The sequence below is a fragment of the Brevibacterium sp. Z349TD_9 genome, from assembly GCF_056173565.1.
This window is the reverse complement of sequence record NZ_CM149680.1, coordinates 3,422,446-3,448,420: the sequence shown is the minus strand read 5'-3', so window position 1 is coordinate 3,448,420 and position 25,975 is coordinate 3,422,446. Positions and strand designations below refer to the sequence as shown.

The 25,975-nt window shown below is 67.8% G+C and carries 21 protein-coding genes and 1 tRNA gene; 9 read left to right on the top strand and 13 right to left on the bottom strand.

Annotation, left to right across the window (positions count from 1 at the left end):
- The first annotated feature begins 24 nt into the window (after window positions 1-24).
- Window positions 25-1,062, top strand: coding sequence for a HoxN/HupN/NixA family nickel/cobalt transporter (locus AC0VYB_RS15950; protein WP_475384840.1), 1,038 nt, complete (start codon window positions 25-27; stop codon window positions 1,060-1,062).
- 19 nt (window positions 1,063-1,081) lie between these two features.
- On the opposite strand, the gene AC0VYB_RS15945 is transcribed toward AC0VYB_RS15950, so the two are convergent.
- The gene (locus tag AC0VYB_RS15945) at window positions 1,082-1,867 is read right to left on the bottom strand and encodes an NAD(P)H-dependent oxidoreductase (RefSeq protein WP_475384839.1); all 786 of its coding nucleotides are present in this window, start codon (window positions 1,865-1,867) and stop codon (window positions 1,082-1,084) included.
- 132 nt (window positions 1,868-1,999) lie between these two features.
- On the opposite strand from AC0VYB_RS15945, the gene AC0VYB_RS15940 reads away from it, so the two are divergent.
- A complete protein-coding gene (locus tag AC0VYB_RS15940; protein ID WP_232254122.1) occupies window positions 2,000-2,323 on the top strand; it encodes a winged helix-turn-helix transcriptional regulator in 324 nt (107 codons plus the stop codon).
- Between the two features lie 217 nt (window positions 2,324-2,540).
- Here the strand turns inward: AC0VYB_RS15940 and AC0VYB_RS15935 are convergent, their stop codons facing one another.
- On the bottom strand, window positions 2,541-3,881 hold the full coding sequence (locus tag AC0VYB_RS15935; RefSeq protein WP_475384838.1) for a hypothetical protein: 1,341 nt from the start codon (window positions 3,879-3,881) through the stop codon (window positions 2,541-2,543).
- A 246-nt stretch (window positions 3,882-4,127) separates the two neighbouring features.
- Here AC0VYB_RS15935 and AC0VYB_RS15930 point away from each other — a divergent pair, with 246 nt between their 5' ends.
- Together AC0VYB_RS15930 and AC0VYB_RS15925 are read left to right on the top strand one after the other, a co-directional pair.
- On the top strand, window positions 4,128-5,000 hold the full coding sequence (locus AC0VYB_RS15930) for a DUF1206 domain-containing protein (RefSeq protein WP_063250598.1): 873 nt from the start codon (window positions 4,128-4,130) through the stop codon (window positions 4,998-5,000).
- Between the two features lie 104 nt (window positions 5,001-5,104).
- Window positions 5,105-6,037, top strand: a complete 933-nt coding sequence (locus tag AC0VYB_RS15925) for a diacylglycerol/lipid kinase family protein (protein WP_009381297.1) — start codon at window positions 5,105-5,107, stop codon at window positions 6,035-6,037.
- A gap of 132 nt (window positions 6,038-6,169) precedes the next feature.
- Here the strand turns inward: AC0VYB_RS15925 and AC0VYB_RS15920 are convergent, their stop codons facing one another.
- The 4 genes from AC0VYB_RS15920 to AC0VYB_RS15905 all read right to left on the bottom strand — a co-directional run bounded on the left by AC0VYB_RS15920 (window position 6,170) and on the right by AC0VYB_RS15905 (window position 11,117).
- On the bottom strand, window positions 6,170-7,681 hold the full coding sequence (locus AC0VYB_RS15920) for a hypothetical protein (RefSeq protein WP_063250597.1): 1,512 nt from the start codon (window positions 7,679-7,681) through the stop codon (window positions 6,170-6,172).
- A 211-nt stretch (window positions 7,682-7,892) separates the two neighbouring features.
- Window positions 7,893-8,624, bottom strand: coding sequence for a hypothetical protein (locus AC0VYB_RS15915; RefSeq protein WP_063250596.1), 732 nt, complete (start codon window positions 8,622-8,624; stop codon window positions 7,893-7,895).
- Window positions 8,621-9,766, bottom strand: a complete 1,146-nt coding sequence (locus tag AC0VYB_RS15910; protein ID WP_063250595.1) for a hypothetical protein — start codon at window positions 9,764-9,766, stop codon at window positions 8,621-8,623. Before AC0VYB_RS15910 ends, AC0VYB_RS15915 begins: the two co-directional genes overlap by 4 nt.
- A 235-nt stretch (window positions 9,767-10,001) precedes the next feature.
- On the bottom strand, window positions 10,002-11,117 hold the full coding sequence (locus tag AC0VYB_RS15905; protein WP_101623459.1) for a diacylglycerol/lipid kinase family protein: 1,116 nt from the start codon (window positions 11,115-11,117) through the stop codon (window positions 10,002-10,004).
- 83 nt (window positions 11,118-11,200) lie between these two features.
- On the opposite strand from AC0VYB_RS15905, the gene serS reads away from it, so the two are divergent.
- Together serS and AC0VYB_RS15895 are read left to right on the top strand one after the other, a co-directional pair.
- Window positions 11,201-12,481: a serine--tRNA ligase gene (serS, locus tag AC0VYB_RS15900; protein WP_040342538.1), complete on the top strand. Its 1,281-nt coding sequence runs from the start codon at window positions 11,201-11,203 to the stop codon at window positions 12,479-12,481.
- A gap of 32 nt (window positions 12,482-12,513) precedes the next feature.
- A complete protein-coding gene (locus tag AC0VYB_RS15895; protein ID WP_095376383.1) occupies window positions 12,514-13,362 on the top strand; it encodes an HAD family hydrolase in 849 nt (282 codons plus the stop codon).
- Between the two features lie 18 nt (window positions 13,363-13,380).
- Here the strand turns inward: AC0VYB_RS15895 and AC0VYB_RS15890 are convergent, their stop codons facing one another.
- The 5 genes from AC0VYB_RS15890 to AC0VYB_RS15870 all read right to left on the bottom strand — a co-directional run bounded on the left by AC0VYB_RS15890 (window position 13,381) and on the right by AC0VYB_RS15870 (window position 17,230).
- Window positions 13,381-14,214 (bottom strand): Cof-type HAD-IIB family hydrolase, encoded by an 834-nt coding sequence (locus tag AC0VYB_RS15890; protein ID WP_009381115.1) that lies wholly within the window; start codon window positions 14,212-14,214, stop codon window positions 13,381-13,383.
- Window positions 14,211-14,756 (bottom strand): hypothetical protein, encoded by a 546-nt coding sequence (locus tag AC0VYB_RS15885; RefSeq protein ID WP_009381114.1) that lies wholly within the window; start codon window positions 14,754-14,756, stop codon window positions 14,211-14,213. Before AC0VYB_RS15885 ends, AC0VYB_RS15890 begins: the two co-directional genes overlap by 4 nt.
- Window positions 14,753-15,487, bottom strand: a complete 735-nt coding sequence (locus AC0VYB_RS15880; protein ID WP_009381112.1) for a proteasome activator — start codon at window positions 15,485-15,487, stop codon at window positions 14,753-14,755. Before AC0VYB_RS15880 ends, AC0VYB_RS15885 begins: the two co-directional genes overlap by 4 nt.
- Window positions 15,484-16,560 (bottom strand): NAD(P)H-quinone oxidoreductase, encoded by a 1,077-nt coding sequence (locus AC0VYB_RS15875; RefSeq protein WP_063250613.1) that lies wholly within the window; start codon window positions 16,558-16,560, stop codon window positions 15,484-15,486. Before AC0VYB_RS15875 ends, AC0VYB_RS15880 begins: the two co-directional genes overlap by 4 nt.
- Before the next feature lie 79 nt (window positions 16,561-16,639).
- The gene (locus tag AC0VYB_RS15870) at window positions 16,640-17,230 is read right to left on the bottom strand and encodes a CGNR zinc finger domain-containing protein (RefSeq protein ID WP_095376382.1); all 591 of its coding nucleotides are present in this window, start codon (window positions 17,228-17,230) and stop codon (window positions 16,640-16,642) included.
- Window positions 17,231-17,375: 145 nt separating this feature from the next.
- Between AC0VYB_RS15870 and AC0VYB_RS15865 the strand changes: the two genes are divergently transcribed.
- Complete coding sequence (locus tag AC0VYB_RS15865) at window positions 17,376-18,569, top strand: epoxide hydrolase family protein (protein ID WP_475384837.1); 1,194 nt, start codon at window positions 17,376-17,378, stop codon at window positions 18,567-18,569.
- A gap of 71 nt (window positions 18,570-18,640) precedes the next feature.
- On the opposite strand, the gene ilvA is transcribed toward AC0VYB_RS15865, so the two are convergent.
- On the bottom strand, window positions 18,641-19,927 hold the full coding sequence (gene ilvA / locus AC0VYB_RS15860) for a threonine ammonia-lyase IlvA (RefSeq protein ID WP_223289898.1): 1,287 nt from the start codon (window positions 19,925-19,927) through the stop codon (window positions 18,641-18,643).
- Between the two features lie 285 nt (window positions 19,928-20,212).
- Here ilvA and AC0VYB_RS15855 point away from each other — a divergent pair, with 285 nt between their 5' ends.
- A complete protein-coding gene (locus AC0VYB_RS15855; RefSeq protein WP_475384836.1) occupies window positions 20,213-23,719 on the top strand; it encodes a maltokinase N-terminal cap-like domain-containing protein in 3,507 nt (1,168 codons plus the stop codon).
- A 103-nt stretch (window positions 23,720-23,822) separates the two neighbouring features.
- A tRNA-Ser gene (locus AC0VYB_RS15850) sits at window positions 23,823-23,910 on the top strand.
- A gap of 498 nt (window positions 23,911-24,408) precedes the next feature.
- Here AC0VYB_RS15850 and AC0VYB_RS15845 read toward each other — a convergent pair.
- Window positions 24,409-25,812: an APC family permease gene (locus tag AC0VYB_RS15845; RefSeq protein ID WP_095376379.1), complete on the bottom strand. Its 1,404-nt coding sequence runs from the start codon at window positions 25,810-25,812 to the stop codon at window positions 24,409-24,411.
- Window positions 25,813-25,975: the final 163 nt, after the last annotated feature.

The window sequence follows — 25,975 nt, the reverse complement described above, 5'->3', positions numbered from 1 at the left end:
GACAAGGGAAAGAGGGACGGAGCGATGAGCACGACAGCAGAGAAGAGCACCTCGGCGAGCAGGACGGAGGAGGCAGCAGCCGCCAGAGGATCGCGCCGAGCCCGAGTTCCTGCCATCGTCGTTGCGGCGCTCGCGGTCACGGGAATCGGGCTCGTGCTCGCCTCGACGAGCGAGATCGGTCATGCGGCGGCGTGGGGTCTGGCGGCAACCGCCGTGCTTCTCGGTGCCAGGCACGCCTTCGACGCCGACCATATCGCCATCATCGACAACGTTACCCGCCGGCTTGCGGTCGCCGACCACACGAGACTCCGCGGCGGTGCAATCGGATTCTGGTTCGCTCTCGGCCACTCGAGCGTCGTCATCGTCACCGCCGCCTTCGTCACCGCCGGGGCCGCTGCCGTCCGCCGCCTCGTCGAGAGCGAGGATTCGGGGGTGCGGGAGGTCCTCGGCATGTGGGGACTGACATTCGCGACCTGCGTCGTCGGCATCTTCGGGATCGTCAACCTCGTCGCGTTCGTCCGTCTCCTGCGCCGCCGCCCAGGGGACGCGGCAGCGGAAGGGTCAGCCGCCTCGGCGAGTCGGGGTCCGATCTCCATGATCTTCTCCCGCCTCATCGACACCGTCGACCGACCGACGCGTATGTATCCGGTCGGGCTGCTCTTCGGCCTCGGATTCGACACGGCTGCGACGATCGGCCTGATGATCGCGGCAGGCACTACGGCGGCGAGCACCTCACCCCTGCTCGCGCTGTCCCTGCCCCTGCTCTTCGCCGCGGGCATGGCCGCCTGCGACACCGGCGACAGCGTGATGATGGCGCGCCTCTACCGGTGGGCGGCCGGGGACGGCGGGCGGTTCCGGAGGTACAACCTCATCGTCACCGGACTCTCGGTGCTCATCGCCGTGGTCGTCGTCATCGCCGGCATCGCCGAGGTGGGGGCGGAGACGGCAACGTTTGCCCTGCCAACGCTCAACACCGAGTACCTCGGGTTCGTCGCCACCGGTGTCTTCGCCCTCATCGCCGTCGTCGCGCTCGTCGTCGCCCGCAGGCGCGCAGTCGGGTGACGGGTGAACGTCGCTCGAATCACAGCCAATGCGCGGCGAAGCCGGTCTGTTCCGGTGCGACGTCGTTCTTGAGGACCCAGTCGTCTGTGTAGTCGCCGGTGAACTGCCGTCGTGCGCGAAGGGGAGCATCGGTGAAGAGCCCTGAGAGGCGCTCATGCACACATGTTTCGACCTGGGGCCAGTCTGCCTCGGTGAGGAAATCTGCCGAAGGCACGATGAGAGGAGGAAGCGGACTGAATCCCGTGTAGGCCAGCGTGCCGTGCAGAAGGCCGAAGAGGAGATCGATCGGATCGCCGCTGATCCCGCGAGGGGTCAGAGCTCCCGGCCGATCGCCGGCGGTAACGATGACGAGTGCAGGCCGACCGCTGAATGGGCCGTTCTCGAATCGCAGACGCATGCCTGTGCGCGGGTCTGTGCCGAATGCGAACCCGCTGGTGAACACACGATCGAACCAACCCTTGAGGATGGCGGGCATGCCGTACCACCACAGCGGGAACTGCAGGACCAGAGCGTCGGCGGAACGAAGCCGGTCCTGTTCAGTCGCTACGTCCCCGGGCAGGCGCCCCATGGTGAATGCTCGTCGAACCTCGCCGGTCGCATCGAATCGGGTGGGCAGCACAGCGTCATCGGACTCGAACTGCTCACGTCGCAGCACCGGGTCCCACCCCATCGCATACAGATCGACCTCATCGACGGTGTGCGATTGAGCCGTCACTGCCGCGATCCCCGTCCGGCGTATCGAACCGTTGAGCGAGAGAGGTTCAGGGTGTGCACTAACCCAGAGCACCCGTGCAGATTCGTCCATGGCTCTATGGTGGAAGGAAGAAGTCAGTCGGCACCAGTACGGACATTTCTGTCCCTGGCTTCCATCAGGACCGCAAACGGCGCCACGGAGACGGCCCGGAACCGGGAGGGCAGAGTGCGAGGGAAAGTTCGAGTGGCTCTGGAGACCTGCCCCGCCGAGGTGGTCGTGGCAGTCCTCGGTGGCACGTGGAAGATCACAGTGGTGAAGTCGATGATCGACGGCCCGATCCGCTTCGGCCAGCTCCAAAGGGCTGTGCCGGGAGTGAACCGGAAGACATTGACGCGGCAGCTCGCCGAGCTCGAGGCGGACGGGGTGGTGCAGCGAACCGATCACGGGGAGTCTCCACCGCGAGTCGACTATCGTCTGACCGGTCTCGGTAGCGCTCTCATCCCGGTCATCGCCGAAATGGAGAGATGGGGCGGCACCTACGCCGAATCGCGTGACGACCTCGGGTAGGAGACCGGCCGGCCGCGCCGATATAGGGCGTTCCGGGCCGGTTGTCGACAGCCTGCCACCCCGACAGACGACAAGAGGCGTTCCGTCCGAGACCCTGAGGGAATCGGACTGAACGCCTCTGTCTGTGTCAGCAGCTCAACCGTTCGATCACCGGATCGGCCTGGCTAAGGGTGGCCGGTCCGTCTGAGATCGGCTGAGCTGACGATCTCTGCTCGGCTCAGATGTCCGAGGGGGAGAGGGCGGCCGACCGGCGGCGCTTCGTCATGGTGACGACTGCGCCGCCGACGAGGAGGAGTGCTGCTCCGGCGGCGAGACCGCCGAGCTCCATGCCGGTGCGGGGGAGGTCTCCGCCTCCGGTGCCGTTGCCATTGCCGCCATCGTCGTTGCCGCCATCGCCGCCACCGGCGTTGGGGTCGGCCTCGACGGAGAACTTGCCGGTGAGTTTGTCGTCGCCGCAGGTGACGGTGACGCTGTAGTCGCCGGTGTAGGCGTTCGGGTTCGACTTCGAGGTGCCGTAGACGGTGACGTCGGCTTTGCCCTCGTCGTCGGCCTGGACGGTCCGGTCGAACGCAGTGACGTTCGTGTTGCCCTCGGGGTTGACGAGGAAGCGGACGTCCTCACCGGGCTCGCAGTTCTCGACGGCGAGCTTGACGCCCTTCTTCTCGTTGACGAAGTCCTGCGGAGTGACCGACTCCGGGGAGATGATGAGCTTGGCGTCGGCCGCCGGCGTCGTCGGATCCTCGGTCGGATCGTCGGTCGTGTCCTCGGTGATCGTGAATTCGAGGGCCTCGGTCTCCTTGCCGGACTCGTCATCGATGAGGACGAGGGTGTACTTGCCGGGAGTCGCCGACCCCTCGGCGAGGATGAACGCGCCCGAGATTTTGCCGTCCTTGTCGGCCTTGAGCGGTTCGTTGGCCTGAGTGTCGGCCTGCGGGCCGGCCTGAGAGCCGGCAGGGCCGCCGGCGAAGCTCACGGTGCCGCCGGGGGTGAAGCCCTCGCCGGTGAATTTGAGTCCGTCGGTGCTGATCTCGGAGACCGTGATCGTCTTCGTTGCCAGCGTCGCCTTGGGGTCGACGACCGGAGCGGTCGGCTCTTCGGTGTCGTCCTCGATGACGGTGAACGAGGCGGGGATGTCCTGGGTCTCTTCGCCGCGCTTGACCGTGACGGTGAAGTCGATGGGACCGGCGGGAATCGCGGAAGGATCGTCGACAGTGCTGAAGATGGTGTATTCGAAGCTGCCTCCCTCAGCCTCGCCGACATCTCCGGTGAGATCATCCGAGACCTTGTCACCGGCTTCGAGGCCGGTCACCGTGACGACAACGCCCTTGTCCTTGTTGTTGAGGTCGGTCTGCGAGATCTTCTGCGGTGACACGGAGACCTTCGCCGCGATCTCCGTCTGCGAGTCGGCGCCGCTGTCGGCAGGCTGTCCGCCATCGGAGGGAGCCTGGACTCCGGTGCGGGCAAATGCGTCGCCTCCGCTCGGAGCGGCGATGACGGGGGATGCGGCGAGGCCGGTGATGGCGAGGGCCACCACAGGCGCGAGCACGAGCTTCTTCATTGTGTTCCTTCGGGGACGAGGGGGTGGAGCGATTCCGAAAGTAACAGTAATGAAACATTCACGACGCACATAGTTTAGAACGTTTTGGTCAGCCCTTTTCGAGCAATCCCGCTTCGGCAAGGAGCCCGACCCCGGCGCGACCCGTCTTCCGCGACCCGTCTTCCGCGACCCGTCTTCTGAGACTGCAACACGCCTTCTGAGACAACAGGCCTTGACTCCGAGGCCGTCGGTGTTTAACTGAGTGCTATGACTGGAGACTCAACGATCAAGAAGGCCGCTGACAAGGCCGATGATGCGGCGACCAGCGCCGCGGACAGCAAGTGGTTCGAACGCGCGGCCAGAGTCGGCTTCGTCGCCAACGGACTCGTCCACATCATCCTCGGAGCCACCTCGGTGGGACTGGCGCTGGGGCGCGGGGGAGAGGCCGAGCAGTCCGGCGCGATGCAGCAGATGGCCGCCCAGCCGTTCGGCATGGTTCTGCTGTGGCTGTGCATGCTCGGCTGTGCGCTGTTGGCACTGTGGAACCTCATCAACGCCTTCTTCGGCACCGCGTCGCTGCGCGGCCATGGCTCGAGCGACCCGCGGGACAAGGACGGCCGGAGCAACTGGAAGGAGTTCGTCCTCGCGATTGCCCAGGGCATCGCGTACGCGGCAGTGGCCGTGCTGTTCGGAAAGTTCGCCTTCGGACAGGGATCGGACTCCGGGCAGTCCTCGTCGCAGGCGAGCTCGACGCTTGCGCAGGCACCGGGCGGCATCCTCCTGCTCATCCTCATCGGTGCCGTCATCGCCGTCATCGGCATCGTCTTCTGCGTCAACGGCATCCGTCGGAAGTGGAAGGACGACGTCCGCCCGCCGAGGTCGCGCGCCGTCGGCAAGCTGCTGACGGTGACCGGCGTGGTCGGCTACCTCGGCAAGGGCGCGACCCTGCTCGCGGTCGGCATCCTCGTCATCGTCTCCGGCGTGGCCGGAGACCCGGAGAAGTCAACCGGTGTCGACGGGGCTCTCAAGGCGATGCGCGATCAGCCCTTCGGCAGCATCCTGCTGCTCTGTGTGGGCGTCGGGCTCGTCCTCTACGGCGTCTTCCTCTTCCTCCGCGCGCGATATGACAAGATGGATTGAGCCGTCGGCGATTCCGAGAGCAGGACTGACCATGTCCTGCCCTCGGTCACCGCACGCCCGCACGATACGACCTGCAACGCACCGCTGAGAGGGAAGGTTCTGGAATGGCTGGAAGACGGATCGGCATCGTTTGGAATCCCGCGAAGACTGAGAAGGACGACCTGGTGGCGGCGTTGCCGGACGATCCAGACCTCTCGGTCTCCTGGTACGAGACTGAGGAGGACGACCCCGGCAAGTCAGCGGCGGAGCAGGCCATCGCCGATGGCGCCGAGGTGGTCATCGCCGCCGGCGGCGACGGCACCGTCCGTGCAGTGGCCGGCCACCTCGCCGAGACTGGGGCGAACGTCGACCTCGGCATCGTGCCGCTGGGCACCGGCAACCTGCTCGCCCGCAATCTCGAGGTGCCGCTCAACGATCTGGAAGCCGCGATGGATCGGGCGATCACGGGCACCCCGCAGAGCATCGACATGGGCTGGGTCGAGATCACCCTCCCCGACGGCAACGAGCACCAGCCCTTCGTCGTCATGGCCGGCTTCGGCATCGACGCCCACATGATCACCGAGACCAACGACGACCTCAAGGACAAGGCGGGCTGGCTCGCCTACGTCGAGTCGCTCGGCCGCGCCGTCTCTGCCAGCGACGTCATGGAGATCAAGCTCTCCCGCCCGGGCGAGCAGATCGACGACGAGTCGGCACACACTCTCATCGTCGGCAACTGCGGCACCCTCCAGGGAGGCATCACCCTGCTGCCCGACGCGGATCCCGCCGACGGCGAGCTCGACGTCCTCGTCCTCAAGGCCGACGGGGTCACCGGCTGGCTCGACACGATGAAGAACATGGTCTGGGACAACGGCCTGCGCCGGATGATGTCGAAGGACGACTCCGCCCAGAGCAGCGACACCGCGATCCATCAGCGCGTGACCTCACTGACCATCGAACTCGAGAAGCCCCGGGTCGTCGAGGTCGACGGCGACGAGCTCGGCGAGACGGAGAGGATCGAGGTGAGCATCGCCCCGTCCGCCCTGCGGGTGCGCTGAGCAACCGCACCCCCGCCGAGGCGATCGTCCCTTGAGCCGGTCCCCGGCCTCGCCGAGGCGGTGGTCCCGATCCCGGATGTGACTGTGGCCCCGACAGAAGTCGGGGCACAGTCGTGTGTCGGAGTGAAGCGCTCAGAGCTCGGTCGGAGCCTGTCCGGCCTTCGCCCGACGCATGGTCATCGCCACGGCGACGCCGCCGACGAGGAGGAGCGCGAGTCCGCCGGTGAGCCCACCGAAGTCGGCGCCCGTGCGTGGCAGCTGGCTTCCGCTGACGTTCCCGGTTCCCGCGGTCCCGCCGGCGTTCGCGCCGGAGGTCACGGAGAACTCACCCGTGAGCGTGTCATCGCCGCAGGTCGCCGTCACCGAGTAGTCGCCCACGTAGGCCTGGGTCCGCGAGGAGGTGCCGAAGACGTTCACCGAGGCGGTGCCGGTCTCATCGGCGGTGAGTGTCTGGTCGAACGCGGTGACGTCCGAATTGCCCTTGGGGGTGACGACGAAGCGGACGTCAGTTCCCGGTGTGCAGTCGCTGACGGTCAGGGTCACGCCCTTGTCCTTGTTCGCGAAGTCGCTCGCGTCGATCGTCTTCGGAGACACGGTCAGGGAGGCCTGAGCCTGATCAGCGGTGAGCGTGAACTCAGCTGAGGAGAACTGCTCCTCACCGCTGGCGATGGCGATGTAGTCGCCCGGCTTGATGTCGTCGGTCTCGGTCGGACGAATGACGCCGGAGACGACGCCCTCGTCCGAGACTGTGAGATCGTCTTCCGAGTAGATCAGCTGGTCGACGTAGAAATTCTCGGCGTCGAACTTCGCTGCCGCCGCGAAGGCGATCTCGCCGGGTGCGAATCCGGTGCCCGTGAAGGCGATGCCCTTCCTCTTGAACTCCGAGACGCTCATCGAGTTGGTGGCCAGCGAGAGCTCGCCTTCCTGGAAGTCCTCGTAGTCCTCCTCGGTGATCGTGAAGCGGCCGGGGAACTCCTGCGGCTCCTGATCCGCACGCTCGACGGTGACGGTGAAGTCGACGACCTGCGCTTCGACGATCTCCTCGGCATCATCGAAGTACTCGAATTCGACGGTGGAACCCTTGGCCGTCTTCGTCTCGCCGGTGAGCGAATTCGTCACGACGTCGTCCTTCTCGAGCCCGGAGACGGTGATGGTGACTCCGTCCTCCCAGAAGTCGAAGATGTCGACGGTGCTCGGGTCGACCGTGACGGTGGCCTCGATCGGCGCCGAGGCGGGAGCGGTCTCCTCTTCGGCCCCGTCCGTGGACTCGTCGGCGGCAGGGGTCTCGTCCTCTGCCGGTGACGGTGCGTCCGGGGTTCCGGTTGCCGGGGCGTCATCGCCCGAGCTCGATCCCTCCGAGGGAGTCGGGTCCTCTGCCGGGGCGTCATCGCCCGAGCTCGATCCCTCCGAGGGAGTCGGGTCCTCTGCCGGGGCGGGTTCGGCCGGAGCGGGGTCATCGGTGGTCGCTGCATCGTCCGCTGGCGCGGCGTCGTCAGTCGCCACGGCGGTCTCAAGGTTCTCAGCGGCCGCGCCCGCAGCGGAGTAGGCGCTGTCTGCGGCGGCGGTGTCGGCGAGTGCAGGCGTCGCGCCGAGTCCGGCGATCGCCAGGGCGAGCGCGGGGATGAGCGCAAGTTTCTTGGGCATGGAAGGAGGCGGTCCTCTCAGGGGATTGTCAGATAACTACAGAAGCATATCCGGGCGGATAAGCCGTTTCTGTCACGGACTGATCACGTTTTCCGGGCATGCGAGAGGGCCGGGAGTTCGATCGAACTCCCGGCCCTTGTGTCGCGTCCGCCGCTCCGGTGCAGGCTGGCTTCCCTCAGGCTCTGCCTGTCCCGTCCGGTGGATCAGTGCTTCAGATGTACGACGGAGAGAAGTCGCCCTTCTTCCGGCGCATCGTGATCGTCACCGCGGCACCGCCGACGAGCAGGAGGAGTGCGCCTGCGGCGAGGCCGTCGAGTTCGACACCCGTGCGGGGCAGGTAGTTTCCGCTTCCGCTGCCGCCGTCGTTGCCCCCGGCACCGCTGCCGTTGTCACCGCCGCCGTCGCCTCCGCCGGCGTTGGACCCGGCCGTGACCTTGAACGATCCCTTGAGCGAGTCATCGCCGCAGGTCGCCGTGACCGAGTAGGAGCCGACATACGCCGAGGCGTTCGATGAGGTTCCGAAGACCCGGACCCAGGCTTTGCCGTCCTTGTCGGCTTTGACCGTTCGGTCGTAGGCGGTCACTCGCGAGTTGCCATCGGCGGTGACCATGAAACGGACATCCGAGCCGGGCTTGCAGTCCTTGACCGAGAGCTTGACGCCCTTCTTCTCGTTGATGAAGTCAGCGGCCTCGATCGACTTCGGGGTGACCGTCAGGGACGCCTCGGCGGGGGCTTCGGTCTTGTCGTCGATGACGGTGAATTCGCCCTTGAGGTCCTTGGACTCCGTGCCCTCTCGGTCGATCGTCACGGTGAACGGGACCTTGCCAGGCTCGATGCTGTCCGGGTTGCCCTCGTAGTAGAGGGTGAAGGTGTAATCACCGTCTTCGGTGACCGTGTAGGTGTCGTCGCTCAGGGAGTTGGTGATGATGTCCCCTGCCTTCACGCCGGAGACGGTGACCTTGACGCCCTTGTCCCTGTTCGCGAGATCTCCGTGGGGTCGACCTTGAGGGTAGCCTCGATCGGCTCGACGGCATCGTCTTCGACGACGGTGATCTCGCCCTTGAGTTCCTTCGACGCGGTGCCTTCGCGGTCGATCGTCACGGTGAACGGGACTGTGCCCGGATCGAGTTCTTCCGGCTCGCCCTTGTAGTAGATGGGGATGACGAGTTCTCCGTCAGACTTTGCCGTCACAGCCTTGCCTGTGAGGGAATCGGTGACCTTGTCGCCTTCCTTGACCCCGGAGACGGTGACCTTGACGCCCTTCTCCTCGTTCGCGAGGTCCTCGGCGGTGATCTCCTTGGGGTCGACCGTGAGGGTTGCTTCGATCGGCTCGACTGGTTGGTCATCGACGGCCTTGACGTTGACCGTGCCCGAAAGCGTCTCAATCCCGGCGGCGCCCTGGTAGTCGATCGTGAATGGAAGCGGGCCGTCCTCGAGGTCTTCGGCGTTGCCGTCGTAGAAGAGATTCAGCGTCGCGGTCGAGCCTGCGGCTTCGACGGAGTCACCGGCGAGCCCGTTGAGCGGGGTGAGGAGATCACCGGTCTCGAGGCCTGTGACCGTGACGGTGACGCCCTTGGAGGGGTCAGCAAGATCCTCGGCTGCGATCTCGCCCTGGGGGACGACGAGCACAGGATCGGCCTGCTGTTCGGGCGCCTCTTCGGTGGGATCGTCAGTGGGTTCCTCCGAGGGCTCGGTCGAGGGCGACGGTGAGGAAGACGGCGTCGGCGCAGGCGGAGGAGTGGTCTCCTTCTTCGCCGGTTCAGGAGCCGACTTCTTCGCGTCGTCCTTCTCCTCCGCGGCCTCCTTGGCCTTCTTCTCCTCGGCAGCCTTCTCGTCCGCCTTCTTCTTGGCAGCCGCCTTGGCGTCGGCCTTCTTCTTGGCCTCGGCCTTCTCTTCGGCTTCCTTCTTCTCCGCGGCCTTCTTGGCGGCGGCTTCCTTCTCGGCCTTCTCCTTCTCCGCCTTCTCCTGCTCAGCGGCCTTGGCTTCAGCCGACTGAGTCGAAGGGGTTTCGGCGGCGGCGACCGGTGCGGCGACGAGTCCGGTGAACGCGAGGGCGACAGCCGGCGCGAGGATGATCTTCTTCATTGGAGTGCCTTCTATCTATATGTGAGGGGGTGCACATCTGGAAGTCATCCTAGGTACAGGGAATTATCAGAACTATTTTTGTAACTTTTGTTCGAGTGGCATTCCGGTAACACTTTGGTGAATGCCGTCACATGTTCGCGACCATCCCGTGACCTACCGGCGGGTAGTGTCGACCCACAGGTGACGCGCCGCCGGCAACGCCCGCCGACCCGCCTCACTTCTCGGTCGGCCCGCCTCACACGGGCCAGACTTCGGCCCTGATCTCCTTGCGCTGATCGGTCGTCGGCACCTTGACGGTGATCGCCGACGGCAGGATCCCCATCGCGAGGTACTTCGTCGTGCCCGCGGGGTCCCCGTCGAGCTGGACCTCGAGTTCGTCACGGGATTCGATGACGACGTTGTGGCACTTGCGGATGTCGGTGTGCAGGCCGTTGCGGGTCTTGCGGCCGATGATCGAGGCGGCGACACCCACCCATTGGCCGAGGTTCTTCGGGCTGACGACGAGGACGTCGAGGAGGCCGTCGTCGATGACCGCCTCGGGCAGCAGCTGGATCCCGCCCTGGAGCTTGCCGCAGTTGCCGCCGATGACGGACCGCACCCGTGCCGAGACCCGATAGTCGTCGTCATAGGTGATCTTGACATGGCTCGGGCGCCCCACCAGCGTGCGCGAACCGGCTTCGAGGTACGCAAGCCAGCCGAGCCTGCTCTTCGCGTTCGCGGTGGTCTTGGCCATCACCTCGGCGTCGAAGCCGAGCCCGGTCATGACCATGAACACGTGACGGTCCCCGCCCCTGCTGATCTGCGCCACCCCGACGTCGACGTCGCGGTTGCGGCCCCACAGGGCGATCCGGATCGCCCATTCGGGTTTGTCGAGCACGAGGTCGAGGTTGCGGGCGAGGAGATTCCCCGTGCCCATCGGGATGATCCCCATGGGTGTCGCCGTTCCGGTGAGCGCCGAGGCGACCGCGCGGATCGTGCCGTCCCCGCCGGCGGCGATGACGACGTCGACCCCGGCTTCGAGGGCCTCGTTGGCGGCCCCTTCTCCGGCGTCCTCGAGGGTGGTCTCGAAGATGAGCGGGGGAGCCCACCCCTCGAACCGGCAGATCGCCTTCGCCGTCGCCGCGATGTTCTTCGCATTGGCCTTCGTCGGATTGATGACGAGGGCTGCCCGGTAGCGGTCTGCCGGCACTTCCTCCATGCCGGCAGGGGCATGGTTGTTCGAGAAGCGATGAAGGCGGCGCAGGACCCGGCGTCCGCCGTTGCGGGCGCCGAGGAGATAGGCGGCGACGACGGTGACGAGGAACCCTGGGATGAGCAGCCACAGGATGGCGGGGTCCAGGTCAAGGGTCATGGCACAAATTTACTCCGGTGCACCTGAGTGGAGGCCGAACGGTCGAAATGTCGAAATGACTGCGCGCCCGTTAAGCTGAGACGGTGATCGATCTAGTGCTGCTCAGAGAAGACCCGGACCTGTTCAAGGCGTCGCAGAAGGCCCGCGGGGCCTCCGTCGAGCTCGTCGACGAGGTCCTCGCCGCGGACTCCGCGAGGCGCGCGGCCATCACGGCGTTCGAGGACGCTCGCGCCGACCAGAAGGCCTTCTCCTCTCAGATCGCGAAGGCGTCGAAGGACGAGAAGCCTGCCCTCATCGCCGAGGGCAAGGAGAAGTCGGCGAAGGTCAAGGCCCTGCAGGCGGAGTCGGAGGAGGCCTCGTTCGCCTTCGAGAGCCTCGCGGCGAAGCTGCCCAACCTCATCATCGACGGCATCCCCTCCGGCGGTGAGGAGAACTTCGTCACGCTCAAGACCGTCGGTCAGCCGCGGGACTTCGCAGCGGAGGGCTTCGCACCCCTCGACCACCTCGCCCTCGGCGAGGAGCTGAAGGCCATCGACACGGCCCGGGGCACGAAGGTCTCCGGCGCGCGGTTCCACTACCTCACCGGCTTCGGCGCGAAGCTCGAGATGGCGCTGCTCAACCTCGCTCGCGACGTCGCCGAAGAGGCGGGCTTCAGCCCGACGATCACCCCGACGCTCGTCAAGCCCGAGGTCATGCGCGGCACCGGGTTCCTCGGCGAGCACGCCGATGAGGTCTACCGCCTCGAAGCCGACGACCTCTTCCTCGTCGGCACCTCCGAGGTGCCGCTGGCCGGGTACTACATGGACGAGATCATCGACCTCTCCGACGGTCCGCTGCGCTTCGCCGGCATCTCCTCGTGCTACCGCCGGGAGGCCGGCTCGTACGGCAAGGACACCCGCGGCATCATCCGCGTCCACCAGTTCCAGAAGGTCGAGATGTTCTCCTACGTCGAGGTCGAGGACGCCGAGGCCGAGCACGAGCGCATGCTCTCCCTGCAGGAGAAGATGCTCCAGCTGTGCGAGCTGCCGTACCGGGTCATCGACGTCGCCGCCGGCGACCTCGGCGATTCCGCGGCACGGAAGTACGACTGCGAAGCCTGGGTGCCGACGCAGGAGACCTACCGCGAGCTCACCTCGACGTCGAACTGCACGACGTTCCAGGCCCGGCGCCTGCAGATCCGCGAACGCCACGACGGTGCCACGCGTCCGGTCGCCACGCTCAACGGCACGATGGCGAACACCCGGTGGCTCGTGGCGATCCTCGAGAACCATCAGCAGGCGGACGGATCGGTCACGGTCCCCGAAGCCCTGCGCCCCTACCTCGGCGGAATGACTGCTCAGGGACCGGAGGGTCCGCGATTCTGAGCAGCGCAGCCCCTGCCGGTCAAGGAGAACCATTGCCCGCACACCTCATCGCGCTCGACGTCGACGGCACGATCATCGACTACGACGGCACCCTGTCGGAAACGGTGCGACGGGTGCTCCTCGACCTCGCCGAGGCGGGTCACCACCTCGTCATCTCGACCGGCCGTGCCCTGCCGGGTGCGCTCGAGCTCGTCCACGCCCTCGGCCTGACCGAAGGCTACGTCGTGTGCTCGAACGGCTCGGTCGTCGTCAGGCTCGATCCCTCGCTGCCGTTGGGCTGGGAGATGCACAACGTCGTCTCGTTCGATCCCCGCGCGGCTCTCGAACGGATGCGCGAGGTCCTGCCGGGTGCCCTCTTCCTCGTCGAGGATCCTGACCTCCACCGCTGGGCCTCCGGGGCGTTCCCGCCCGGTGAGCTCGCCGAGTCCGACACCCTCGACATCGTGCCCTTCGACGAGCTGCTGGAGAAGCGGGCGACCCGCATCGTCATGCGCGACGTCAACGGCACTGCGGAGGAGTTCGCCGCCGCGGTCGACCGTCTCGGCCTCCACGAGGTGAGCTACTCGGTGGGATGGAGCAACTGGCTCGACATCGCCCCGGATGGAGTGTCGAAGGCCAGCGGCCTCGCCCTCGTCGAGGACGAGCTCGGCATCGACCATGCGCTCACCGTCGCTGCTGGCGACGGACTCAATGACATCGAGATGATCGAGTGGGCCGCCCACGCGATCGTCATGGGGCAGGCGAAGGACGAGCTCAAGGTCCTCGCGAGCGTCGTCACCGACCCCGTCGAGGACGACGGCCTCGCGGTCGCCCTCGTCGACCACTTCGATCTCGATCCGGCTGTGCTCGACACCGAGGGGTCGACCCAGACCCGCCCGTAGGGTTGCCGAGAGAAGAGGTCAGCGGGCGGGGAGGGCGTCGAGCATCGCCGTGAGGTAATGGGCGACGCCGTCGTCCTCGACCGCATCGGTCACGGCGTCCGCGGACTCCTTGACGATGTCGAGGGCGTTGCCCATCGCCACTCCGTGCCCGGCCCAGGAGAGCATCTCGATGTCGTTGGGCATGTCCCCGAAGGCCATCACCTGCTCCTGCCCCACGCCGAGGTGGTCGCACACCGACTCGAGCGTCTTCGCCTTGGTGATTCCGCGGGGTGCGAGTTCGACGAGGCCGTTGACGGGGTCGGAGAACGTCGCGTGGCATGAGCGGGTGACGAGCGGGCCGAGGAGATCGTGGAGGGCGGCGGAGTCCTCGGTGCCGAGGCTGACGAGGATCTTGACGACGTCGCGGTCGGCGATCTCACCGATGTCTCCGATGACGGTGGCGTCCCGCGGAGAGCGTGTTGCGAAGCCGTCGTCGATGAAGAGCCCGGTGAGGGTCTCGAAGGCGAAGTGCGCTTCGGGGTGCTCGCCGGAGATCGCAGAGACGATCTCGACCACCTCGGCGTGGCCGAGGGTGTGGGCGTCGACGACGGATTCGGAGGCGATGTCGTAGACGACGGCGCCGTTGAGGCACACGACCCGGCCGAGGTCGGGGATCTGTTCGGCGATCGGGGCAAGCCAGCGGATCGGTCGGCCGGTGACGAGGACGAAGGGGATGCCCTCGCGCTGGCAGCGGTGGATCGCGTCGATCGTCGCCTCGGAGATCGGCTGCCAGTCGAGCAGCAGCGTCCCGTCGATGTCGCTGGCGACGAGCCCGAGGTCGAAGTCGGCGGGCAGCCGGCGGTGCCCGCTCATCGGCTCTCCGCCTCGGCGATGGTCCGCTGGGCGCGGTCGAGGAGGTCGGCGGCGTCGGAGATGTAGCGGTCGGTCGCGGCGGCGGCCGAGGACAGAGCGGGTCCTTGGGCGGTCTCCGCGCGGACCATCGAGGCGGCGAGCACCGCCTCGGCGACCTTCGCCGACGCCCGCGTGAGGACCTCAGGGGTGTCCCCGACCTCCACCCGGACGTGCCCGGGCACGACCTGGTCCTCGATCGGCCAGCGGGCGTGGAGTCGCTCGGTGAGCTCATCGATCCGGGTGGCCAGGTCGTTGAGCCGATGGGTGCCGGTCATGATGAGCTCCCTCGCCGAGGCGGCCGCCTGGTCGGCATCGACCGTGCCGATCCCGGCGGGCCCGGGTTCGTCCGTGCCGGTGGCAGAGGGGGCGGCCTCGTGGATCGCGACGGCAGTGGCGTAGTAGCGGTCGACGGCGCGGAGGAAGCGGTCGTGGTTGTGCCGCCACAGCCCGGTGCCGAAGCGCTTGTCGGGTCCGCGGGAGCGGAAGGAGAGGAGCTTCTTCACAGATAGTTGCCGGTTCTGCGTCTGTCCTCCTCGGACTCGGGTCCGGCAGTCGTGCCGGGACCGCCCGCGCCGGGAGGTACGATCCCCGGAATCCGACCGCGTCCGCCGCCGTCCTGCTGGGCCATGGCCTGCTGCGCCATGATCGCGGTCTGGATGCCGTGGAAGAGGCCTTCGAGCCAGCCGACGAGCTGAGCCTGGGCGACGCGCAGCTCGGAGGCCGAGGGCGGGCCGTCGGTCGAGTCGAAGGGGCGGGCGAAGCGGTCGAGCTCGGCGACGAGCTCCGCGGAGATCCCGTCCTCGAGGTCGTCGATCGCCTGACGGTGGATCTGTGCGAGGCGTTCGCGGCCCTTCTCGTCGAGCTCGGTGCCGCGGACCTCTTCGAGGAGCTGCTTGACCATCGTGCCGATGCGCATGACCTTCGCGGGCGAGGAGATGTCGGGTTCCTCATCGTCCTCGTCGGCTCCGGCACGGTCGGCCGCCTCGGCGCTGTCCGGGGCAGGAGGCTGGGGCGACGGCGGCTGGACCGCGTCGGCCGATGCCGGCTGGGCCGCCTCGGCCGCGGTTGCCGGTGCGTCGGCATCCGGTCGGGCGGCCGTTGTCGACTGCCCGTCGTCGGGGCCGGCAGGGTCGGCGGGGGACGGGGACGGCTGCACCGCCTCGGCGGGGGATTCGGTCGGTGGCACCGCCTCGGCGGGCCGGTCGTTCTCAGCGGACGTCGGACGCTCGGTCATGGTCGCATTCCTTCTTCCCCTCGTGGCTGGGTCCCGTGGCCGCCCGTGGCTGCGGCGGTCCCTGCGCCCCCGGCGGCGGTGCCGTCGACCGTGAGGAGGACCTTGCCGATGTTCGCGCCGTCCTCGAGGATGCGGTGGGCGCGGGCCGCCTCGGCGAGGGGGACGGTGTCGAAGATGATCGGGCGGATGTCCCCTGAGATCACGGCCGGCCAGAGCTGGTCGCCCACCTCGGCGATGATCGTGGCCTTCTGCTCGGCAGGGCGGGCGCGCAGGGTCGTCGCGGTGATCGTCTTCCGGCCCGTGAGCAGGGTGCTGAGGTCGAGGTCGGCGGTCGTCCCGCCCTGGAGGCCGATGATGACGAGACGGCCGTCGGTCCGCAGCGCGCGGATGTTGCGCTCGAGGTACTTCGCTCCGATGATGTCGAGGATGACGTCGGCCCCCGTCGTGCCGTCGGGGTGGACGCAGATCTCGTGGACGCGTTCGGCGAAGTCCTCGGTGCGGTAGTTGATGACGGCGTCGGCGCCGAGGTCGCGGCAGAACGCCGCCTTCTCCTCGGAACCGACGGTGACGACGATCTTCACGCCGAGGAGGTTCGCGACCTGGATCGCGGCGGTGCCGATCCCGGATCCGCCGCCGTGGACGAGGAGCCACTCGCCGATGCGGATGCGGCCGCGGCCGACGACGTTCGAGTAGACGGTGGCGAGCACCTCGGGCAGGGCCGCCGCGGCGGTGAGGTCGTAGGTGTCGGGCACCGGCAGGAGCTGGGCCGCGGGGACGGCGACCTCCTCGGCGTAACCGCCGCCGGAGAGGAGGGCTGCCACCCGGTCGCCGACGTTCCACCCGGTCACCTCGGCGCCGAGGGCGGTGATCGTCCCGGAGATCTCGAGCCCGGGGATGTCGGTGGCGCCGGGCGGCGGGTTGTAGAAGCCCTGGCGCTGGAGGAGGTCGGCACGATTCACCCCGGCGGCGTGGACTGCGACGAGGACTTCGTCGGGCGCGATCTCGGGAGTGGGCACTTCGGTCAGCTTCAGGGACTCGGGATCACCCGGGACGGGAATCGTGATGGCGCGCATGGGACCACTCTAGTCCGTGGAGCGGACAGCGACAGGGGCACCTGCAGTGAATCCGATGAGCGAATCGTGGGTGGGCGCCTCACCTCGGGTCGCCGGCGGCACCCGCCTCCGACGGCGGACGATGACGAGCCTTGAACCGTGCCTTCTTCTCCCGATTGCCGCACGTGTTCATATCGCACCAGCGGCGGCTGCGGCTGCGGCTCGTGTCGAAGAAGGCGGCCCGACACGTGGGGGACGCGCAGAGTGCGAGCCTGCCGCCCCGCTCCCCGGAGAGGATGGAGATCGCATCGGCGGCGATGACGCTCAAGGCGTCGGCGACGGTGGGAGGGGGGCCGAGCTCCCACCGACGCTCACCACTCTCCAGGAGCACGGGAGCGGCCCGTCCGCTCCGGCTCCGGTCGTTGATCGTCGCGAGCGCCGAGGCGGGAAGCGGGTCCCCGAGTGCTGTGGCGGTGGCGGCGAGGTGGATGGCCTCCCGCAGCTCGCGGGCGAGGTCGAGTTCGTCGTCCGTGCACGTCTCGACGTCGAGACCGGAGATCGAGAGCCACGCGAGCAGGCGGTCGGGAGTGCGGATGCGCTCGATCCGATCGCCCTGGCGTTCCGAGAGTGTGCCGGTGAAGCTCGTCGCCAGAATGGCGCCGAGCCGGAAGTCCAGTCGTCCCTCACTCATGCAAACACCCTAACTGGGGAGAGGCCGTCGGCGCGGTGACGGCAGATGACTGTCGACGGTTGTGCCGACGCCGCCACCATGATAGAACCGTCTTAGCTGGTTCATCGATGAATCCGGCGGCAGACCGCGACGTTCGGGAGGTCTCATGTCTCTCCACTGCACCACTGCTTCGAGTACGGCCGAAGTGCAGCCCTTCTCGGCACCGGCGTTCGATGCCGACCTAGACGACCTGCGGGCCCGACTGACGGCAGCCCGACTGCCCGAACGGGAACCGACCGACCCGGCGGCCACCGGCGCCGATCGGTGGGCGCAGGGCGTCCCCCTCGCCGATCTCACGGAGCTGGTCGCGTACTGGCAGGACGGCTACGACTGGCGCAGCTTCGAGTCGCGGCTCGACAAGATCGGCCAGTTCCGCACGGACATCGACGGCCTCGACATCCACTTCCTCCATCATCGTTCTCCCCGTCCCGACGCCGTGCCGCTCGTCATCACCCACGGCTGGCCGGGCAGCGTCGCCGAGTTCGTCGACATCATCGACGCGCTCGCCGATCCCAGCGACCGCGGCGCTCCGGCCTTCCACGTCGTCGCGCCCTCGCTGCCGGGGTTCGGCTTCAGCGATCGCCCGACCGCGACGGGGTGGGGAACGGAGGCGATCGCCTCGGCGTGGGTCGAGCTCATGTCCCGCCTCGGTTACGATCGCTTCCTCGCCCACGGCGGGGTCTGGGGCGGAGTGGTCACAACGATCCTCGGCGGCCGGTTCCCCGAGCACGTCATCGGGATCCACTCGACGTTCGCCGAGGCGCCGCCCGGGCTCAGCATCGAAGGCCTCACCGACGCCGAGCGGAGCTGGGTCGAGGACCACCGCGACTTCTGGCTCGCCCGTGCGGGGTATGCGAAGGCGCAGGCGACAAGCCCGCAGACGGTCGGCTACGGGCTCGTCGACTCACCGGTCGGCCTGCTCGCGTGGATCCTCGACAAGTTCGCCGAGTGGTCGGACACCGACGACAGTCCGTTCGAGACGATCCCGCGCGACCGGGTCCTCGACAATGTCACCCTCTACTGGCTGACGCGGACGGGTGCCTCGGCGGCGCGGATCTACGCCGAGAGCCACGATTCGCTCGATCCGCAGCTGCGCGTCGACGTACCCGCGGCGATGACGATGTACCCGGTCGACGTCTCCTCGAAGTGCCCGCGCCCGGGGGCCGCACAGCGGTACCGCCAGATCGTGCGATGGCGCGAGCCGGTCAGGGGCGGTCACTTCCCGTCGCTCGAGATGCCGGAGCGCTTCGTCCATGACCTCCGGGCAGGGCTCGCGGCGGTGCTGGCGGCCGAGCGCTGACGTCGCGGGCCTGGGCTGCCGGGCGCTGACGATGCGGTCGCCTCGCCCCTCGGCCGCGAGTCGGATCCTGCCTACGCGAAGAGCCGGAACAGCGGGGAGTTCTGGTGGACGCGCTCGATCTCGATCTGCGAGGACTCCATCCGCTCGAGGAGGCCGGGCAGATCCTCGGCGGCGCCGAGCTGGATGCCGACGAACGCCGGTCCCGTCTCCCGGTCGGAGCGCTTGACGTACTCGAAGAGCGCGATGTCGTCGTCGGGTCCGAGGATCTCATTGAGGAAACGGCGCAGCGCTCCCGGCTCCTGCGGGAAGTCGACGATGAAGTAGTGCTTGAGGCCTTCGTGGACGAGCGAGCGCTCGAGGATCTCCGGGTAGCGGGAGAAGTCGTTGTTCCCGCCCGAGACGAGGCACACGACCGTCGCCCCGGGTTCGACGACGATCGGCCTGCCTGACCCCGCGGCCCCGACTGCGGCCGAGGCCAGCGCCCCGGAGGGTTCGGCGATGATGCCGTCGACCTGATACATCTGGAGCATCTCGGAGGCCACGGCCCCTTCGGCCACGGGCCGGACGTCGACGCCGAGGTCGGAGACGATCTCGTAGGTGATGTTGCCGGCGCGTCTCACGGCGGTGCCGTCGGCGAACCGGTCGATGTTGTCCAAGGTGACGGGGTGCCCGGCCTTGAGTGCGGCGATCATCGAGGCGGCACCGGCGGGTTCGGCGCCGATGATCTTCGTGTTCGGCATGTGCTCAGCCGCGTAGGCGGCGATCCCGGCGATGACGCCGCCTCCCCCGACGGGCACGATGATGGCGTCGGGGTGCGTCTCGAGCTGACCTGCGATGTCGACGGCCACGGTGCCCTGCCCGGCGATCGTGCGGCGGTCGTCGAACGCGGAGACGAGGAGGGCGTCATTGCGGTCGGCGAACCGGTGCGCGAGCGCCGAGGCGTCGTCATAGGTCGACCCGGAGATCTCGATCGTCGCCCATTCCCCGCCGAAGTGGCGGATGCGCTCGACCTTCTGTTTCGGCGTCGTCTTGGGGACGAAGATCGTCCCCCGGATCTCGAGCTGCCTGCACGCGAGCGCGAAGCCCTGCGCGTGGTTGCCCGCCGAGGCGCAGACGACGCCGCGGGCGCGTTCGTCCTCGTCGAGCTGGAGCATGAAGTTGAAGGCGCCGCGGATCTTGTACGACCGCACGGGCTGGAGGTCTTCGCGCTTGAGGTAGACCGTGGCCCCGGTCGCGGCGGAGAGCCGCTCCGAAATCTGGAGCGGAGACGTGATCACGGAGTCGGCGATTCGCGCAGCGGCCGCTTCGACCTCGTGCGCGAGTGTCTGCTGCTGGGGTGATTCGTCTGTTCTCAACACATCACCATTGTGCGCCCTCCGTCTTGCCATTCGGCAAACTGTCCCGCATCGCAGACCCGCGGGTCACTCTGCGACCCCTTCTCGCCGAGGCGGTGCGCCCTTCCCCGCCGACGTGTTGCGACCGTCCCCGCCGAGGCGGCCGACCCCTCGCCGGCCGGTCGGCTGCAACCCGCGCAGTCCCGCCGGGCACATGGGGACTTGGGCGGTTTCGGGTGCGCCCTCAGAGGTGAGACGGCAATATCATGATTGGATGGAAGATGCCCGTAATCCCTTCAAGGAGGCGACATGGCCATCAGCAGTGAGCTCGAGCAGCTCCTAGCCCGCTGGATTCCCCGGCAGTCGTGGTTCCCGAAGCTGGCTGCTGACTTCGGAGTCGACCCCGACATCACCCCGATGTCGGTGGCCCGCGCCTTCACCTTCACCGCCGAGGAGCTCGGCGGGTTCTCGGGACTCGTCACGGTCATCTCCGTCGGCGACGGGCCGAACCTGCGCCGCCTCAACATCCCCCTGTCCTTCCGCGGCGCCGAGGACCTCCACCTCCGCCACGCGCTCATCGGCACCGTCGATGACCTCGCGCTCGGCCGTGTCTTCGTCTACGACGGTGCCGCCGATCCCGTCTTCGTCAACCTCCTGGCCGACGCGATCACCAAGCGCAAGGTCTTCGACGGCGGCCAGCTGAGCACGGAGTCACTGCGCCACAGCCGTGACCGTTCCGAACTGCCGACCCGAGGTCGGACCCGGGAGACGGTCCCGGCCCCCGCCTCGGCGACGGTGGGGTCTGAACCTCAGGGATCCGGCGCCGAGGCGGTCCCACCGAAGCCGACGACCGCACCGTCGTCGTCGGAGGTCAAGGACGAGATCGACGTGCCGATCCGCCCGATCGAGGTCGCCGACTCCGGGGCGAACAAGTCGACGGTGATCATCCACGACGAGTACGAACCGGTGGAGCTGAGCTTCTTCCGAGTGCTCGAGAACGGGATGCCGTCGTCGCTGACGATCCCCGTCCTCCTCACCGAGGCGGGATCGCGCAGCGTTCCCGAGGTCATCGGGTGGAGCTCGGGCCGCTGGTACGACATGTTCGAGGTCACGGAGATGGAGGCGCCGATGGCGCTCCTCTCCCAGGCCGACGTCGAGGCCGAACCGGCCTGGCGGGAGGCCGTCGACATCGTCGTCGGCGTCGACTCCGGGTCGATCGGCGGATACAACGCGCATGCCGCGGAGATGGGGCGCCGGATCGGCGAACTCCACTCCGACATGGCTGCCGAGTTCGGCATCGTCGAGGGTGCCGGTGAGCCGACGAAGCAGTTCGTCGACAAGTGGATCGAGCGCATCGACTGGGCGCTCGGTCGGGCCCCGCTCGCCCTCGACTCCCTCGTTCCCGAGCTCAAGCAGCACCGGAACCGGCTGCGCTCGCTCGATTCGATCGGGCGGCTGCAGAAGATCCACGGCGAGCTCACCCTCGACCACGTCGTCAGCTCGCCGAGCGAGGGCTACCAGGTCGTCAAGTTCACCGACTCGTCGAACTCCGATCCGAAGCCGATCGCCCTCGACCTCGTGGCCCTGCTGCGCAGCGTCGACTACGCCGCCGGATTCGCGCGGCTCCAGCGCACCGAGGCACTCAATGCGGAGGACGGCGGGCTCGTCGTCAACGGCTTCGGCAACGACCCGGCCGCGCTGCGGGCCATCTACGATTCGCCCGAGTACCTCTGGGCCTCCCAGGTGCAGAACTCCCTGCTCAGCGGGTACTCGCGGGCACGCGGTGAGAGCATCGGGCTGAACGATCCCGTGTTGCGGGCAGCGCTCATCGACCGGCTCCTCGTCGAGGTCGTCACCGAGCTGCGCAACCGCCCGAACTGGCTGTCCGTGCCGCTCGCGACGCTCACCCTCATCCTCAAGGGCAGGCCGGCGCGCTCGACCGATGACCCCACCGAGGCGGAGCTCAGTGTGCCGGCGACCGATGCCGGTGCGGACGCTGGTTCGTCCTCAGACCCGAGTGCCGACGGTGACGCCGACGTGGCTTCCGACGAATCGCGCGAGGTCGATGCCACCGGCGGTTCCGCCGAGGAGCGAGAGGCCGCCGACGTCGACGAGCCGGCGCCGTCCGACAAAGCTGGTGGGTCTCCGTCAGCGTCGAGCACCGTCGAGTCGGATTCGTCGGGCTCGGGTGCCGCGACGACGGACTCGGAGGCTGCAAAGTCGGACGCGGGCACCGCGAAGTCTGGCTCTGACACTGTGAAGTCGGCGTCGACGGACGGCGCTGAGCCGGCGGACGTGGACTCGGTCGGCTTGGGTTCAGCGCCGGAGAGCGATGATGGTGCTCGCGGCGATGCCGCAGACGACCCGGCTGAGCCGACCGATGGTGTCGACGATTCGAGGACAGGCGGTGCGGCATTCGTCGCCGGCGCCGCCGGGGTCGTCGGTGCGGCCGGAGTCGCCGGTGCGGCAGTTGCGTCCTCGGCCGACGACGAGCGTCCGCGCGATGACGGTGCCGGTTCGTCCGCCGCCACTGCCACCGATGGATCGCGAACGAGAGACGCGAACTCCTCCGATGGAGCTGACTCTGCCGGTGCGGCACCCGCGCAGACGGAGAACCGCGCTGAGGACTCCGCCGCAGCCGACGCCGACGCCGTTGCGCAGCCCGGTGAAGGTTCCGAGACCACGGACCGTGGCGAGCCCGGAGACGTCACCGCCGACGGGGACCCGCAGGTCGTCATGGTCGATGCGGTGTCGACCGAATCGGTCGAACCGCGTCAGGCCGAGATCGCCGAGATGGTGCCCGACGCCGGCGGCTTCGTCGAACCGAGTGTCGAAGCACCGAACGACGTCACCGAGACCGCACCGAAGGCCACCGGACCGACCGCCGCAGACTCGGCCACGGACTCGGGGGAGTCCGGGCGGGACGGCACGACCACCTCGGCGAGGGGAACGACGGTCACGCGCACACTCTTCGTGGGCGAGGCGACGAGCACCGGCGGTGCCGACTCGCCGCGCGGTGACGTGAGGATCACGGGCGGCGCGGTCGTCGAGGACACCTACGTCGACGCGGTGACGACCGAGACGGTCGAGCCGATCAACGACGGGGTGCCCGAGGTCGATCTCGGCGTTCACGACCTCGCCGAAGTCGATGTCGAAGCCCGCGATGAGACGACGACCGGTGAGGACTCCGGGAACGGACTCTCCGATCGCGACACTTCCGACGGCCACGATCCTGATGATGCAACCGAGGCGGTGGACCCTGCACTCTCCCCGGAGAGGGACGCCGATCCTGCGGACCGCGGTGCTGAGCGCTCGGCGGAGTCGGTCACCGACGAGGCACCCCCGCTCCGTGCGGAGGATCCGGGGCCCGTCGCGCCGCCGATGCCCGACGCGCCGCCGATGCCGTCCGAGCCGCCCGAGGTCGCCGCGGCGCCGCTGCCGGACGCTCCGGCAGTCCCCGGCGACGACGCAGCGGACCCCGGTGGCAAGGAGCCCGGTGACGAAGTGCCCGCGGACTCGGCACCTCCGGCCCCGAAGGTCGCCGACGCGCGAGCCCCGGAGGTCGCCGACGCGCGAGCCCCGAAGGTCGCCGATCGGGGTGCCCGGGCAGTCGCTGACGACGAGGAATTCGAGGACGAGGAGGAAGCGGACTTCGTCCCCTCCCGCGTCCCGGCGACCTTCGCGGCACGGGGAGCCACCTCGGCGGATGCGGATTCGACCGGACGCAGTCCGCACGAGCAGCACAAGCACGACGGCGGGCCCGCACGCGAGGTTCCCGGTGAGAAGAGGGACAAGAAGGGCAGGAACAGGCACTGAGGTCAGCCCGCCCGAGCGATTGGCAGTTGCTCGCGGGACTGTGAGAAACTGTTCTGGCTCAGCTCGCGCTGGGCAGGCCGGGTTCGACGGGCGTCGAACCGAGGGAAGCGTGTCCGAGCGGCCGAAGGAGACGGTCTTGAAAACCGTTGTGCGGTAACCCCGTACCGTGGGTTCGAATCCCACCGCTTCCGCCGATGAAATGTGCTGCGACATCGACCGATGCCGCAGCACATTTCCGTTTCCTGACCCGGCGCACTGACCCGGTGCCCTGACCTGGCGCCCTGACCAGATGCCACTGCGCAGGCGATGAGAGGCGCCCTGACCTGGCGCCCTTCCGGAGACGATGAGAGGCAGCACACTCGATGTGCTGAGAAACCTCCCTGATCTCATACTTCCGTGTGAGGCGCTCCGAGGTGATGCGCTGATACCGTGCTGGGGTCACGTCGTTCTGTCCCCGCAGAGCGACTCGACAGCACCCCCCGCGCCGACCCGGCGCACAATCCCCACCCCGCGAGGCAGGGCAACGATGCCGTGCGCCTCCGCGACGCGTCCCACACCGTTCGTGCTAGGAAATTCCTGGTCACTCCACCGAGGCCGCGCCTTTTGCTGGTCGCTGCGCCGAGGCGCACGGGCCGAAATCGCACCGCCCGCCTCGGCGCAGCGACCAGAGAATCACGCGAGCCGCGACCTCAGTCCGCTGCCTTCTCCGCTGCCACAGCGGCCGACTCCGGATCCTCCGGCTCCGACATGTCGGCGTCGGCCTCCGGGTCGTCGAAGCTGCGCACCGTACGCGTGAACCCGCGGGTGAGCACGGCGAGGTAGATGACGCCGATCGCCAGCCAGACGAGACCGCCGATGAGCGCGGTCGCATGGAGGCTCACCCACAGCACTCCGGTGAGGATCGCACCGAGTCCGGGCATGACGACGTATTTGAACGCCGTCCGGACATCGACGACCTGCCGGGTGCGGAACGCATAGTGGGCGATGACCGTGAGGTTGACGAACGTGAACGCGATGAGCGCACCGAAGTTGATGAACGCCGAGATGAGCTCGAGGCTGAACGACATCGCGAAGAGGCACACGGCGCCGACGAGGACGATGTTGAACACCGGAGTGTGCGTGCGCGGATTGATGTAGCCGAAGGCCTTGCGCGGCAGGACGCCGTTGCGGCCCATGACGAGGAGCATGCGCGAGACCGAGGCATGCGAGGCCAGGCCCGAGGCGACGGTCGCGGCGAACGCGGCGGCGACGAAGAAGAGCTGGAAGAACGGGCCGCCCGTGAGCAGGCCGATCTCCGGCAGCGGATCGTCGACGATCGTGAACTGCGAGTTGTCCGGGTAGAGCAGCTGGGTGAAGTACGAGGCGATGAGGAAGATCATCCCGCCGGCGATGACGGTGATCATGATCGCCTTCGGCATGATGTTCACGTGCTTGGCCTCGTTCGTGTACATCGTCACCGCGTCGAAGCCGATGAAGGAGAAGCACACGACCGTGGCTCCGGTGAGCACCGCGCTGAACTCGACGCCGTCATGGACGAAGGGCTCCGGGCTGAACACTGTCCCCGCACCCTCACCGGCATTGAGTTGGGCGATCGCAAGCACGCAGTACGTGACCATGAGGACGAGGGAGAAGACGAGCAGGATCGCGTTGATGTTCGCCGTGCCCCGCATCGAGGACAGGACGATGCCGGTCATGATGACCGTGTACGCGACCACCCACACCCACGGCGGCGCGTCGGGGACCATCGACTCCATGTAGAGCCGGATGATGAGGCAGTTGACCATCGGCAGGAGCAGGTAGTCCATGAGCGAGGTCCAGCCGACGAGGAAGCCGAGCCCCGGCGTCATCGTCTCCCGGGTGTACGTGTACGCCGATCCGGCGGTGGGGAAGATCCGCACCATTTTCCCGTAGCTGATGGCCGTGAAGACCATGACGACGAGAGCGACGAGGTAGGCCGCGGGCACCGCTCCGTTCGTCCCCTCTGAGACGATGCCGAAGGTGTCGAAGACGACCGTCGGCGTCATGTACCCGAGCCCGAGCCCGACGACGGACCACAGCCCCAGGTTCCGTTTGAGCGATCCCGAACCAGCCATATCAATCCTCCCCAATGAGTCTTGCGTCGAAGCGTCGTCCGACAGGGCGCAGGAGTGACCTGCGCCATAGGTGATGGTAGAGCACGACAACTGAAAGCGAAACTTCTGACGCGGAATGAGACGGCAACATCGATGTCTAGATCGGAAATCAACGAAATCCGTT